The organism is Rhodovulum adriaticum (assembly GCF_004345735.1).
GTDB lineage: Bacteria > Pseudomonadota > Alphaproteobacteria > Rhodobacterales > Rhodobacteraceae > Rhodovulum > Rhodovulum adriaticum.
Genome location: NZ_SLXL01000002.1, coordinates 1 through 13306 on the forward strand (window position 1 = coordinate 1; position 13306 = coordinate 13306).

Below are 13306 nucleotides of genomic sequence, written 5' to 3' on the forward strand. Positions count from 1 at the left end.
CCGAGCGGGGGCACTCGATCCTCAACGATATCGGGCGCGGGTAAGCGGGAGCATATGGCGATGTCGCGGAAATCGTTTTCCGGAATTCTGCGCCCGTGCCTGGCCGGCGCCCTGCTTGCGGGGCTCCTCGCCGGGCCCGCAGCCGCCGAGCGCGTCATCGAGGGGCGTGTCACCGTCGTGCGCGATGTCGACACGATCGTCGTGGCCGGCACGCCCGTCCGGCTGAACGGCGTGGACGGGCCGGAAACCTCCACCCGCGCCGGCCGGGAGGCCCGGAGCTTCATGGGGCGCCTGGTGGGCGGCAAGCATGTCGCCTGCCGGCTCAATGGCGAGCGGACCTACGATCGCTGGGTCGGGGTCTGCTACCTCGATGGCCAGGATATCGGCGCGATCGCGATTGCCAATGGCCAGGCGCTGGATTGCCCGCGCTATTCCGGGGGACGTTATCGCAAGCTCGAGACGCGGGCCGCGCGGGCGCGGCTGCCGCGCGCCGGTTACTGCCGGTAGGACCGGCGCAAACCGGCCATGGAATTTGCCGAAGGGGGGCCGTAAGCGGTTGCTGAGACCGCGTGCCTGTCAGCAACCGCTTGCGAACAGCGCATGGCATCGGCGGTGTCATCTCTTTCGCTCTAAATTGAGGAGCTGCTCCTAACATTTGGAGCGTTGCTCCTAACATAGGAGCCATCAGCTCCGTATGCGGCGGTTCGGGCCCATTGATTGTGCTTGCTCCTGACACGTGACGCGCCTGCGCGATGGACCGCCGGATGCCTGTTCCCGGCAAGCCCCGAGACGGCGAGCAAGACCTCCGTCTCGGCCATATCACGCCTGGAAGACCGGCACGCCACATCGGCACTCCCTCCTTCATTTTCCCACCAAGCCCATGTATAGAAGGAAAAACATCAAGTTTCAGGATCGGCACGGCACACATGGAAACACCGGCACGCATGGAGCCCTGCGGGATCGAGGAGAGCATAGGTGTTTACGTTCAATGGAGTGGTGTCGTACATTTAAGTGCACACAAGGACTTCTGACGTTCATTTAACCGAACGCAAACCTTGACAATGGCATCAAGTTGCGCCAACGTTGTTCAATTAAAAGGACACGAGCCGCACTAACGTTCATCAAATTGAACATGAGCAACCTGTCTGGAGACCGGCATGAAGCGCAAAAGAAGTTACGCGCGCCAGACGCGTGAAGCCCTGTCGGTTCTCGGCAAGTTGATCCGGATCGGCCGCATTGAGCGCGGGATGACGGCACAGGATCTGGCCGACCGCGTCGGCATCAGCCGCACGACGCTCCACAACATCGAGAAGGGCGCGCCGGGGCCCGAGATCGGCACTGTGTTCGAAGCCGCGGCATTGGCAGGTGTGCGCCTGTTCGACCAGGGCGACACGGCTCTGCGCACGGAAAACGGCCGGCTTGCCGAAAAGCTGACCCTTCTGCCCAAGAGCGTCCGCCCTTCCCGTACGGAGGTCGATGATGACTTCTGACCGCAGGACGCCCGACAGCGCCTTCGTCTGGGTCTGGTTGCCGGGCCAAACCGAGGCGGTCGTGGCCGGTCGCATCACGTCGGAGGGCGGCCGTTACGCCTTCAACTATGGTGCCAGCTATCTGGACCGGGCGAACGCCATCCCCCTTTACACACCCGAGCTACCCCTTCAGCGCGGCCGGATCGATCCGCCGCCGAACATGGAAATGGCCAGTTGCCTGCGCGACGGATCGCCGGATGCCTGGGGCCGCCGCGTGATCATCAACCGTCTCGTCGGCCCAAAGGCGGCGGATCAAGGCGTGGGCGAGTTGAACGAACTTACCTACCTGCTCGAATCCGGCTCCGACAGGATCGGCGCGCTGGATTTCCAATACTCGGCAAACGAATATGTCCCGCGCCTGTCGACACAGGCGAGCTATCAGGAGCTGATTGAGGCCGCGGACCGCGTCGAAAAGGGCCTGCCCCTGACGCCGGTGCTGGACCAGGCGATCCATCATGGCACCTCGATCGGCGGCGCGCGCCCCAAGGCCCTGATCGACGATGATGACCGCAAGCTGATCGCTAAATTCTCTTCCAGCAAGGACGTCTACAGCGTCGTGAAGGCGGAGTTCATGGCCATGCGACTGGCGGCGCTGTCCGGCCTGGATGTGGCGCCGGTCGCGATCTTCGAGACGGCAGGCAAGGACGTGCTGCTGATCGAACGTTTCGACCGGATCAAGGAGGGGGCCGGATGGCACCGCCGCGCCATGGTCTCTGCGCTGACCATTCTGGGTCTGGGCGAGATGGAAGCGCGTTATGCCTCCTACGAGGACCTGGCCGAGTTGATCCGCCACCGCTTCACCGATCCGAAGGAAACGCTGCGCGAGCTTTACGGGCGGATCTGTTTCAACGTGCTCTGCGGGAACACCGACGATCACGCGCGCAACCATGCTGCCTTCTGGGACGGCAGGATGCTGACGCTGACGCCCGCCTATGACATCTGCCCCCAGGGCCGCGCAGGCAACGAGGCGACCCAGGCGATGCTGATCAAGGGCGAGACGCGGATGAGCACCCTCGCCGCCTGCCTGACGGCGGCGGCCGATTTTCACCTGAGCGAAGACGAGGCTGTCGCAATCATCACAGGCCAGATCGAGACCATTTCTGAAAACTGGGCAGCCTTGTGCGAGGAGGCGGCGCTGAGCCCCGTCGACGCCAGGCTCTTTGCCGGGCGGCAGTTTCTGAACCCCTATTGCACGCGGGGCCTTGGGCGGCATGAGGCGCTGAAGGCGTGTTTGGAAGAGGCAAGGGCGCGCATCATTGGCCTGAGCGCATAGCAGGGATATCTGGAATCGACCCTCGAATCTATCGCCGCCGGCCCCCCAAAGCCACATGGAAGACTTGCTTTCCTGGAACTTCCAGCCGTCAAGCTGAAAGACAGGTGATGCTCGACCTCAAGGGCCTGGAAGAGCGCTACGCGGACCTGTTGGGACGGCTCTACCCCGGACGCGACCGGCTGCCCCGACTGATCGCCCACACGCTCCGGCACGGGGAGATGACCCGCGGAGACGCCCCCTTCGTGGCCGGCGTGCGCGACCGGGCGGCGCGAAACGACCTGGCCCTCCTCCTGAAGGCGGGGTTCCTTCGCTCCGACACCCCGAAAGGACCGGTCCGGGTCGGGTTCCCGCTCGATTACCGGGAAAGCCTGTTTCCGAACCTCTTCTCGACGAGGGAGCCGGTTGTCCCGGACCCGCCGGATATCCCGGCGATCGACGCATGATCCCTCAAGAATACCTCCCGTGGTGCACCTCCATATCGGTCATCGTTGATCGAATTCTCGACCGAGGCAGGCGAGATCAGCCTGGGCCCCAGAGGGGACAAATACCTTGCAAATCATTGATAAGACGGTATTTGGTAAAGTATGAAGCAAACAGGCGCAAGAGATTACCAAAATGATGGTTTTCAATGACCTGGATGCACGTTCGGCGCGGGAACGCATAGACATGGCGCAGATCTACGAGACCTGGCTCGAGACTGAAACGCAACGCCGCCACAGCTTCACCGGCTTTCTGGACTGGGAGGAGCGGAATGGACGACAGTATCTCTACAGCCGGAAGAAGGGTGTCGTAAAATCGCTTGGACCCCGATCCCCGGAAACCGAACGGATCCGTGATGCCTTTCATGGTGGAAGAGCGAAAAACGCGGACAGGCTTGCCCGGCTCGGAGAGGAGATGAACCGGCAGGCCGCGATCCTGCGTACCCTGGGACTCGGACGTCTGCCGGTACCGGCGGCCCGCATCTTGCGCGCCATCCGGCTGTCCGCTCCGGCCGCCGCAATCCGAGTGGTCGGCACCAACGCCCTTTATGCCTACGAGGCCATGGCCGGCGTGATGTTCAACGCGGCGAGCACGGCAACCGGGGATATCGACCTGCTGGTGGATGATCGAAACCGGTTGAAGATCCTCACCGAGGATCGTCAACACCGAGGCTTCACGGGTCTGATCCATCGTGAGGTGGACAAAAGCTTTCAGCCGCGCGGGCCGCGGGATTTCCGGCTGGTCAATGATGCGGGCTACATGGTCGAATTCATTCGACCCGAACCGCGGCCCTCCCATCGCGCGATGCCCGGGGAGGGCCCCCTTGTGGAGGGCGATATCGAGCCAGTTCCCATCAACAGTCTGCAATGGTTGATCAATGCACCGCCGATCGAAACGGTGGTGATCGATGAGCGTGGCTTTCCGGCGCCGATGCGTGCCGCCGACCCCCGTTTCTGGGCTGCTCACAAGCTATGGCTGGCCGAACGCCCGGATCGGGACCCGCAAAAGAAGATCCGCGACAGACAGCAAGCCCGTATCGTGCTCGATCTCGTAAGCGAGAAACTGCCGCAGCTTTCCCTGGATGAGGAGTTCGCTCGGATGCTGCCGGGAGCGCTTCGGCCGCTCATCGAAGCGGCCCTGGGCGGAAAATCCGCACAGGTGACGGGCAAGCCGGACTGGTGACTTGCAGGCGCATGGTAAAAGGCGTTCAGCCCCAGGCCCAGGCGACAAAATCAGGGCGCCGATGAATAACGCGGGCTTATAGGCAAGAACCAACAATTGTCTCCAAGCCACCGCGTCCGGGCGCTCTCTCAAGAATGAAGAAGGCCGACCCCAGGGGCCGGCCTTTTCTCATGAATGCAGGAAGACGGACTCTTCCCTCTCCGACCGCGGCGATCGTTCAATTGTCGCTGGATCAATCTCGGACATCGTCAGCTGTGCATTCACCTTTCGTGCGGCTATTCCAGCCCGGAACCACTTCAACGCTGCAGCAATGTTCATCCTCGCGCGCCTCTGGCCCTTTTTCGGCTTCGAGGCCTCCATCACGGCGGCGGCCATCTCATCGATGCGGTAGAGCCCACCAGAGACCGGCAGTGGCATCTTGCGCTGTTGAAGGGCCTGACGCTTGACCTCCAGCTTCTCCGCCACGTCGGCCAAGCTGACCAGGTCAGGGCGAACCTCGCGCAGGACAGTGCCTTGCGGCAGCGCCTTGATCAGTGCCCGCGCAGCATCGAGGATCACGACCTCTGCGTCGTCCCCTTCAACCTCCAGCTCCACGCCGACCAGGCCAGCCTGGCCCGTGCCCACAAGGGCATCTTCAAAGCCAGCCTCGAAGACGGCGTCGGACAGGGCAAATGCGTCGTGCTCTCCTTCGGGAAGCGCGAAGACCAGTTCGAATTCGAATTCTTCAGTCATCGGCTTTTCCTTCGTCTTTTTTCCCAAGCCTCACGCAGGACAGGGCCTTCTGCCTAACCTTCTTCGCGTGCTGCTGCGGGTTCTTGGGTGTGGACCACACCGACATGTTGCAGAACGTGCCGCAGCGGCACTCCTTATCGTTGGCAGGACAGCGGAGAATTCCCCATACGTGCCCCTTGCCTTCAATCAGATCCCATCCGAGAGCTTCCAGCTCTTGAGCGACAGCCTCGATTTCCTTCGACGTGTGCTTGTTCCTTGGTACTGAAGATACCCCCCTTTAAATTGTCAACCGACAAGTTATAAGATCGACAAGAACATCGCTCCAGATCGGCGCACCTGACGGGGCCGTCCCCCTGCTTCACGCGCCCCACCCCCAGCCTTTAGGCAGGCAAGCGGGCCTCAGTGCGAGCAAAATAACTATTTTTACACCGATGCATTGATTTTTTTGAACTTCTACACAAATATTATCGTTTATACGCCAAGGGAGCTGATTATGAGGCTTGATCGTATACGCCGCAGCGTTCAACACGGTCGCCCACAACCTACCGGCTCCACCCTTGTTGGTTACGCCGCTCTGATCGAAGGGGTTGACGCGGAGGCGCGCCCCCCGGAGACGCCGGCGGTGGTTCTGGATCGTCGGATCAAGGTGCCGGTTGGGGAATCACGTATCTGTAGGGACGGGTTCGCGCAATACGGGAGCCACATCGCCGTCCCCGATACGTTCTCCGATCACCTCACCTTCGCCCTGAAGCACGAGCGGCTGGACCTACTCGCTCTCAAGCGGATCTTCCTTGCCGTGCCGGAGCCGATCATGGCCGATCATGTGCGTGCGGCGCCGACGAGCGGGCCGCGCAGGCGTGCGTGGTTCCTTTACGAGTTCCTCACGGGACGCCGTCTTGACCTCCCCTCTGCGAACAACGGGGCCTACGTTGACGCCATCGATCCGGACTTCTGGCAGACGGGTCTTCCGGTCAACTCCCCGCGCCACCGGGTGAGGGACAACCTGCCGGGGAACGCCGGCTTCTGCCCCCTGATTGAGCGGAGGGCCGCGTTTGAGACCCCCCTATCCGAGATGTCGGAGAGGATCCTGGGCGCGCACCTCGCGGGCGCGGACCGAGAGCTTGGGCGTCGGCTGGTTCGCCGACTCCTCCTGAAAGATTCCCGATCCTCCTTCCTGATCGAGGGCGAAAACCCGTCCAACGTGGATATCCAGCGTTGGAGCGATCACATCTCAAGGGCCGGGGAGGCCCCGCTATCCCTGGACCGGATGATCGGGGTTCAGAGGGATCTCCTCCGATCAAACCGGTTTATCGTTCCGGGGCTCCGGCGTGACGGCGTCTTCCTGGGGGACCGCGTTGATAACATGCCCTCCCCATTCTGGATCGGCGCGAGGCCTGAGGACCTGCCCGACCTGATCAACGCCCTGATCCGCGCGGACGAGCGTCTTGAGGGGTCCGAGGTCGACCCGGTCTCGCACGCGGCAGCGGTGAGTTTCGGGTGGGTCTTCATCCACCCGTTTGAGGACGGGAACGGTCGGACACATCGCTACCTCATGCAGCACGTACTGGCTCGCCGAGGTGTCCGGCCCGGCGGACTGACGGTCCCCGTCGCGAAGGCGATCTGGGAGGACATTCAGGGCTATCGGGACGTCCTGGCGCAACATGATCAGCCGCTCATGCCGCTCATGGATTGGCGCCCCACCAGGAACGGGAATGTCGAGGTGCTCAATGACACCGCTGACCTGTATCGTTATTTTGACGCGACCGAACAGGCGCTTTTCCTGAAGGGGTGCGTTGAGCGGATCCTGAACCACACGATCCCGAGCGAGATCGACGAGGTCCGCAGGCGGGACGCATACATCGCCGCGGCGCGTGAGGTGATCGATATGCCGGAGCGGCAGCTGGACCTGTTCGCCAGCGTGGTCATGAATAACGGCGGCGAGATGTCCAAGGCCAAGCGCAACAAGATCTTCCAGCAGATGACCGATGAGGAGGTGTCCTCCCTTGTCAGTCTGGTGCGGGAGGTCTTCTCACCACCTTCAGATGACAGCGCCGAATACAGGCCCTGAATTGGGGCACGGCATGAATGAAGCGCAGATACGCCATTATATCCAATAATGGGACATGTGGACACCATGACAAAAACAGCGCCGAAGGTCACGAAAGGAAGCGCCGTGCACCCTCGGGTGCACCGGGCGACGATAAAGCTCGGTCGCGATATGGCGCTGGCCCGACGCGTCAGGTCTCTGTCGACGATCGACATGGCCGAGCGCATGGGTGTCGATCGCAGCACCCTGCGGCGGCTAGAGCAGGGCGATCCTGGCGTCTCACTCAACACTTTCGCGATGGCCCTGCACGCGTTGGGGCTTATGGACCGCCTCGAGGGCTTGGTCGACCGAGCGACGGACGATGTAGGTCTCCTAACTGCGGAGGATGCGGTCCCCAAGCGTATCGCCCGCTCCCGTCCGGCGTCCACGCGGAGAACACCTGCCGGCCCCCTCGGTCAGAGAGCGCCGAACCAGAGGGCTGGTGATGGCGCGCCCGCCGGTGCGATGCCTTGACGATCAGGGCCCCGCTGCGGACCCCCGCAGATCACATCGCCTCATACCCCTGGCCCCTTGGATTTGCCGTCGGATCTGCTAGTGTTCTTCGACAGAACATAGCGTGAACACCAACCCCATGCCGCTTCATCCGATCGACAAGCCCGTTCGCATCTCCGGCTCGTCTCAGCCGCTCGCGCTTCCGCGCGCAAGCGCGGGATTTCCCTCTCCCGCGGCCGATGATCTCGAGGACGAAATCGATCCGATCGCGTGGATCCTGCGCCACCCGACCTCCACCTTCTGGTGGCGGGTGGAAGGGGACTGCCTGTGGGACGCGGGGATCCGGGACGGGGACCTGATCGCGGTGGACCGGGCCGGGAAGCGGCGGATCGGCAGGGCGGTCCTGGCCGTCGTCGAGGGCGCCGTGACCGCCAAGATCCTGCGCAAGCGGGAGGGACGGTTCTACCTGGCCCCGGCGAACAGCCGGGAGGCTTACCCGGACATCCCGCTCACCGAGGAAAGCGAGATCTGGGGCGTCATCGCCGGCGTGGTGCGGCGCTACCCGGTCGAATGACCCGCGCGATCGCGATCTCGGACAGCGCGAACTTCTACGTGAGCGCGGAGCGGATCTTCGATCCCAGCCTGAAGACTGTCCCCGTCATCGTGCTGTCCAACAATGACGGCTGCGCCGTCGCCCGCTCCGACGAGGCCAAGGCGCTCGGGATCGGGATGGGGCGCCGCTGCACCTGATCCGGGACAAGGTGGAGGCGCACGGGGTCCGGGTCTTTTCCTCCAACTACACCTTGTACGGGGACATCTCGCGCCGGGTGGTCGAGGTCTACGAGACCTTCTCGCCGAGGGTGGAGGTCTATTCGATCGACGAAAGCTTCCTGGATTTCGACGGCTTCCGGGACCGGGAGGCGCATGCCCAGGCCATGCGCAAGCAGGTCCAGCTCCAGGTCGGGATCCCCGTCCGCGTGGGGATCGGCCCGACCAAGACCCTGGCCAAATGCGCCAACGAGGCTGCCAAGCGCAACCCGATCTTCAAGGGCGTGCTGGATCTCGCGGACCGATCCGTGACGGACTGGCTCTTGCCGCGCATTCCGGTCGGAGATGTCTGGGGCGTGGGAAAGCGGACATGCGCCAGGCTGGCGCCGCTCGGGATCCATACCGCGGCCGATCTGCGCGACATGCCGGCCCGGCAGGCCCGCTCCCTCGGCTCCGTCGTCCTCGAACGGACTGTCCGGGAATTGCAGGGGGAGCCCTGCCTGTCGCTCGAGACCGCACCACCCCCGCGCAAGGGGATGGCCGTCACCCGGTCGGCCGGGGCGCCGATGCGCGACCGGGAGACGCTGATGAGCGCGCTGGCCGCCCACGCAACCCGGGCGGCGGAGAAGCTGCGCCAGCACGGGCTGGTCGCGGGAACCATGACCGTGTTCTACCACACCAGCCGGTTCAGCACCGGCAAGCCGCAGCATACGGCATCCCGGACCGTCAAGCTCACCCCGATGACCTCGGACGCCAGGGACCTCGTGCGCGCCGCACGGGCCTGCGTGGATGCGTCCTGGCCGCAACGGGGAGGCCCCTACGCCTTCGCGAAGTCGGGCGTTCTGCTGGACGAGCTGGTGGCCGAGGCGGACCGGCCGCGCAGCCTGCTCGATGCGGAGGACGGGCGCGAGGCGCGCTCCCGCGCGGTGATGCAGGCGCTCGATGCGGTCAATGCCCGGTTCGGCAAGAAGACCATGGTCCTTGGATCCGAAGGGCTGGGGCGGGGCTGGGCGATGCGGGCGGAGTATCGCAGCCCGCGATACACCACGCGGATCTCTGACCTGCCGGTGGTGCGGTGAGGGGGTTGGCCTCGCTCGATCGGCTTCAGCGACCGGCGCGACCGGTTTCCGAGATAAACCCGAAATCGCCGTAGAGGCCCTGAGAGGCGCCCTGGAGCGCAATTCTTCGCCACCCTATGGAGGGTGGCCGAAAAAGCGACCTGCCCCCTCAGCGGCCCGCTCCGCGGCTCTGAGAGGCAGCCCCCAAGCCGACCCGCAGATGGCGGGGCAGGCCAGCCCGGCCGCGCGCGGCGGCGGGCCGCCCCTCCCTGCGCCAGGCTCCCCCGATAAGCCAGGCATATTCCGAATATTTTCAATAGCTTAGAGATTTCGATGCTTGACCTCAAAAGGCGGTTACACTTTTTTCTGTTTATTCTCAGTATCTTAGCACTTATTCCCCGCGAATCCAAGATCGTGATACATCACAATCATTTATTATCAATGACTTAGTGTGGTGTAACTCGTTACCCGGAGATATATATCTTTCACAGACGCATGTGCGTGCGTGCGTGTGCGTGCGTGCGTGTGCGTGCATGCGTGCGTGTGCGTGCGTGCGTGTGTGCGTGCGTGTGTGTATGTATATGTATTTATATATCTATATTTAGTTACATAGATAGATAGATAGCTTAGAAGAGATGAAGGTCAGGCACTTAGAGCCGCAACCTAATGTGTAACATTAACAATTCTTGTTATAATATTGTTATTGCTTTACATTTTGAATTCGCGTTACACCATTCACCGCTCAGAAAGGCAGCGAAGCGCGCTTCAATGGTCTGATTTGCAGCTTTCATAACCGGATCACTATTTCTTATCAATGCGTTACACCTTTCCGGGGCATTTGGGGGGTGAAGGGCGGGTATGAATGCTGCAAAGCGGACATTTCCGGGCCGCCAGGCCGCTCTCCGGGCGACCCCAAAGGCGCGGATTTCACCGAGGAACAGGGCCATCGCGAGTTACGGCGCCCCCTCTGACGAATGTGCGTAAGGTCCGATCCACCGGATTTTGTCCGCCCGCAGGCCCGAGGACGGCTGCCATCGGCCGATGTCCTGCCGTGGGGGCGATGTCGGCGTCCTCCTGAATGCGCAAGCCATGCTTCCCGTCCCCTGGAACGCAGCTGGTACTGCCAAGCAACGCGACTTGACCTGTCTGTGCTGACGCGGAGCCGGTCGCTCCCGCGTCAGAGCCGGTCGCTCCCGCGTCAGCACCTAATACGCGGGCCCGCTGAGACCTGTGTTGGACATTTTTCGACCCGGCCGGCCGGTCCGTTTTTTCGGGAGGTCGCAGGGGCGCGACGTCGGGGAGCGCCCGCCGAGGACATGCCCGGCATGGCCGATTCCTGCTCCTACCGGCCGCGTTTTCCACAGAAATCTGTACGTCCCCGCCGCTTTTCGACCCCGCCTCGCTCGGGATTTTCGCGGCGATGTCATAATTTTCCCATGCCCCCCCGGGCGAAGGCCGGCCGGCTAAAACAAAGAGACCTGACCATGCGCACCATGACCGAACCCGTAGCAACCTCGAACACCACCAAGCGTTCGGAAGAACAAAAAATCCGCCTGACACCGGCGGAGAAGTCAGAACTGAAGCGCCGGGCGCAAGACCACGGCTACGCCCAGCTTGCGGAATTCATTCGTGCCTGCGCCTTGTCCGCGCAGGTGGCGCACGACATGCGGCTCGCCCGCGATATCGCCCGGGTCGGCGAGTTGCTGAACGCGCTCCTGCTCTACGCCCAAGGCACGGACAGCCCGATCCCCCGCGACCGGATCGAGCGGTTGCTGGATACCGCCGAACAGCTGTTCCAGGCCCATCTGCCGGCGGGATCGGAGCGGGGCTGATGCGGCCGCACCTGCAATTTCACCGGACGGCCGAATGCCTGGCAAGTTACGACATGCGGCCCGGCCATCAGTTGCTGGGCGGCACGGTGCCCGTGTCCAACCCGACCCGGGCGCGCCGGTTGTTCCAGCGCTATGTCGATCCCGACCGGGACGGTTTCGTTCACGTCACCCTGTCGGCGCCGGAGGGGCTCTGGCTCTCCCGGCCCCAATGGCTGGCCGTATTCCGCTTCGTGCTCGGCCGGCACGGGCTGCCGCCGGACATGGCGCCCTGGATCCTCGTGCGCCACACCGATTCGGCCTGCGATCACGCCCATGGCTTCGCCGCGTTGAGAACCTTCCTCGGCTTTCCCCTGCGCCCCATCACCAGCCCCGCCCATACCGATGCGACCCACCGGAGGCTGACCCGGCAGCTGGGCCTTGAAGAGCCCTATTACAGCCGTGGGCGGCCGCTCCGCCTATCCGGGCATGTGCCCAAGCGGCGCCTCTTCGCGCATGTCGATGCCCCGCCCCTGGCCCGGGACCTGAACGCGGCCTTCGCGGGACGACCCACGGACCTGCCCGGGCTGAACGCCGCGCTGGAGGCGGCCGACAGCCCGATCCGGGTCGAGGTCGAGACCACCGGCCATGGCACCCCTAGCCTTGTCTGCCGACACGCGGGCACGCTGTCCTTGCGCCTCTCCGCCCTGGGCCATGATTTCGAACCGGCCCGCATGCGCGCCCGCTTCGCCCATGCCGCGGCCCTGCGCCGGGCGGACCCGGTGCTGGCCGCCGGCCTCATGCTGCACACCCTGTCCGGACAACCCGAACAGGCAGCTTTTCCCGTGACACAGGAGACATCCCATGACCCAGCCCCACCTGACACCTCTGGACTTACCGGCCCCGGACAAGGTGCTGATGAGCACGCTGGAAGACACGCGCAAGGACGTGCAGGCCCTGCACCCCTTGCTGGACCTGTTGCAGAACCCGGAAACGACCGAGGGCTCCGCCGCGGCCCGGCTGATCAAGACGATCCTGGAGATGCGGGACATGCAGGAGCGGCAGGCCCACGCGCTCCAGGCGGTGCAAGACAAGCTGGACGCGCTGGCCCCCGTTCCGGAAGACATGGCCGCTCTGCGCGCACTGCTGGAAGGGCCAGCGGAGATCGACTGAGCTTGGGCGCCTGGATCGGCCAGGTCCTGGCGACGGCCCGATGCACCGCGGATCGGTTCCGCCAGCGCATCCACGCATCGGCGCGCCGGATCGATCTCGCCTTCGCGGATGGCAGCGCGGCACAGGCCGCGCCCGATCGCATCCTCCTGGGCCGTCCTTCCCGGAACGGGACGTCGGGCACGGCGCAGGTGTTCGCGCAGGCCTATTGCGCGCGCTCGGACCACCTGCCGGCCCCGCCCGACCCGTTCCACCCGCCCGCGCCGGGCATGCTGCTGTCCGGACCGGCGGCGGTGCTGCGCCGCGCGGCGCGGGCGCGCGCGGATCGGCTGGCCATTCTCAGCCTTGATCGGGACCCGCCGGAAAAGCTGCGGGCGCAACTGGCCGCGGCCACGGGCCTGCCCTGCGATCGTGTTCCGGTCCTGGGGTTGGAGGATCCGATCCCGGAAAATGCGCGCCCGGTCCTGGGTCTTGGCCCCGGCGCCCTGACAGCCTTGAAGCAAGACCCAGCCTCTTGGCACGATCGCCTCAAGGCGCTGCAGGCCGCGTTTCCCGATCTGCCCTGCCTCGGCCCCGAAAACCGGAAAACCACCCTGCCCCGCCTGGTCGCCAGGCTGGCCCGAAATGCGGCCCGCGTCGGACCGGAGGCAGAGCCGGACGCGGGAGGGCCGGAAGTGGCGTGAAGCTAGTGGGGGCGGGCTGAGCTGAACGGGCAGGCTCCGCGCTTGGTCCGGGAATTCCGAAAGGACACCGTTGCCGACCACCGG

14 protein-coding genes and 1 pseudogene are annotated in these 13306 nt (G+C 64.1%); 13 read left to right on the forward strand and 2 right to left on the reverse strand.

Annotated features, from left to right (window positions below; genetic code table 11):
- The 5 genes from EV656_RS03405 to EV656_RS03425 form a co-directional block, all read left to right on the forward strand.
- A partial coding sequence (locus EV656_RS03405; RefSeq protein ID WP_243695669.1) for a thermonuclease family protein occupies nt 1-507 on the forward strand: 507 nt, incomplete at its 5' end.
- Nucleotides 508-1157: 650 nt separating this feature from the next.
- Entirely contained in the window at nt 1158-1490 is a 333-nt protein-coding gene (locus tag EV656_RS03410; protein ID WP_132599511.1) for a helix-turn-helix transcriptional regulator, read from the forward strand.
- Nucleotides 1477-2802, forward strand: a complete 1326-nt coding sequence (locus tag EV656_RS03415; protein WP_200276452.1) for a type II toxin-antitoxin system HipA family toxin — start codon at nt 1477-1479, stop codon at nt 2800-2802. The genes EV656_RS03410 and EV656_RS03415 overlap by 14 nt, the downstream gene beginning before the upstream one ends.
- A gap of 107 nt (nt 2803-2909) precedes the next feature.
- A complete protein-coding gene (locus tag EV656_RS03420; RefSeq protein ID WP_132599513.1) occupies nt 2910-3245 on the forward strand; it encodes a hypothetical protein in 336 nt (111 codons plus the stop codon).
- 172 nt (nt 3246-3417) lie between these two features.
- Entirely contained in the window at nt 3418-4464 is a 1047-nt protein-coding gene (locus EV656_RS03425) for a GSU2403 family nucleotidyltransferase fold protein (protein ID WP_132599515.1), read from the forward strand.
- 168 nt (nt 4465-4632) lie between these two features.
- Here the strand turns inward: EV656_RS03425 and EV656_RS03430 are convergent, their stop codons facing one another.
- Nucleotides 4633-5196, reverse strand: a complete 564-nt coding sequence (locus tag EV656_RS03430; RefSeq protein ID WP_132599516.1) for a hypothetical protein — start codon at nt 5194-5196, stop codon at nt 4633-4635.
- A 493-nt stretch (nt 5197-5689) separates the two neighbouring features.
- On the opposite strand from EV656_RS03430, the gene EV656_RS03440 reads away from it, so the two are divergent.
- The 6 genes and pseudogenes from EV656_RS03440 to EV656_RS03460 all read left to right on the forward strand — a co-directional run bounded on the left by EV656_RS03440 (nt 5690) and on the right by EV656_RS03460 (nt 11393).
- Nucleotides 5690-7264 (forward strand): Fic family protein, encoded by a 1575-nt coding sequence (locus EV656_RS03440; RefSeq protein WP_132599518.1) that lies wholly within the window; start codon nt 5690-5692, stop codon nt 7262-7264.
- Nucleotides 7265-7414: 150 nt separating this feature from the next.
- Nucleotides 7415-7756: a helix-turn-helix domain-containing protein gene (locus EV656_RS16950; protein ID WP_425057165.1), complete on the forward strand. Its 342-nt coding sequence runs from the start codon at nt 7415-7417 to the stop codon at nt 7754-7756.
- A 118-nt stretch (nt 7757-7874) separates the two neighbouring features.
- Entirely contained in the window at nt 7875-8309 is a 435-nt protein-coding gene (locus tag EV656_RS03450; RefSeq protein ID WP_132600862.1) for a LexA family protein, read from the forward strand.
- A pseudogene (locus EV656_RS03455) lies at nt 8306-9318 on the forward strand (Y-family DNA polymerase); the annotation flags it as partial. The gene EV656_RS03450 and the pseudogene EV656_RS03455, both read left to right, overlap by 4 nt.
- A 159-nt stretch (nt 9319-9477) precedes the next feature.
- On the forward strand, nt 9478-9582 hold the full coding sequence (locus EV656_RS16910; protein ID WP_243695681.1) for a DUF4113 domain-containing protein: 105 nt from the start codon (nt 9478-9480) through the stop codon (nt 9580-9582).
- Between the two features lie 1463 nt (nt 9583-11045).
- Nucleotides 11046-11393 (forward strand): plasmid mobilization protein, encoded by a 348-nt coding sequence (locus EV656_RS03460; RefSeq protein WP_132599520.1) that lies wholly within the window; start codon nt 11046-11048, stop codon nt 11391-11393.
- A gap of 455 nt (nt 11394-11848) precedes the next feature.
- Here EV656_RS03460 and EV656_RS03465 read toward each other — a convergent pair whose 3' ends face one another.
- Entirely contained in the window at nt 11849-12235 is a 387-nt protein-coding gene (locus EV656_RS03465; RefSeq protein ID WP_132599522.1) for a hypothetical protein, read from the reverse strand.
- Between EV656_RS03465 and EV656_RS03470 the strand changes: the two genes are divergently transcribed.
- Both EV656_RS03470 and EV656_RS03475 read left to right on the forward strand, forming a co-directional pair.
- The gene (locus EV656_RS03470) at nt 12234-12542 is read left to right on the forward strand and encodes a hypothetical protein (protein ID WP_132599524.1); all 309 of its coding nucleotides are present in this window, start codon (nt 12234-12236) and stop codon (nt 12540-12542) included. The genes EV656_RS03465 and EV656_RS03470 overlap by 2 nt on opposite strands.
- A 2-nt stretch (nt 12543-12544) precedes the next feature.
- The gene (locus EV656_RS03475) at nt 12545-13222 is read left to right on the forward strand and encodes a hypothetical protein (RefSeq protein WP_132599526.1); all 678 of its coding nucleotides are present in this window, start codon (nt 12545-12547) and stop codon (nt 13220-13222) included.
- Nucleotides 13223-13306 lie beyond the last annotated feature (84 nt).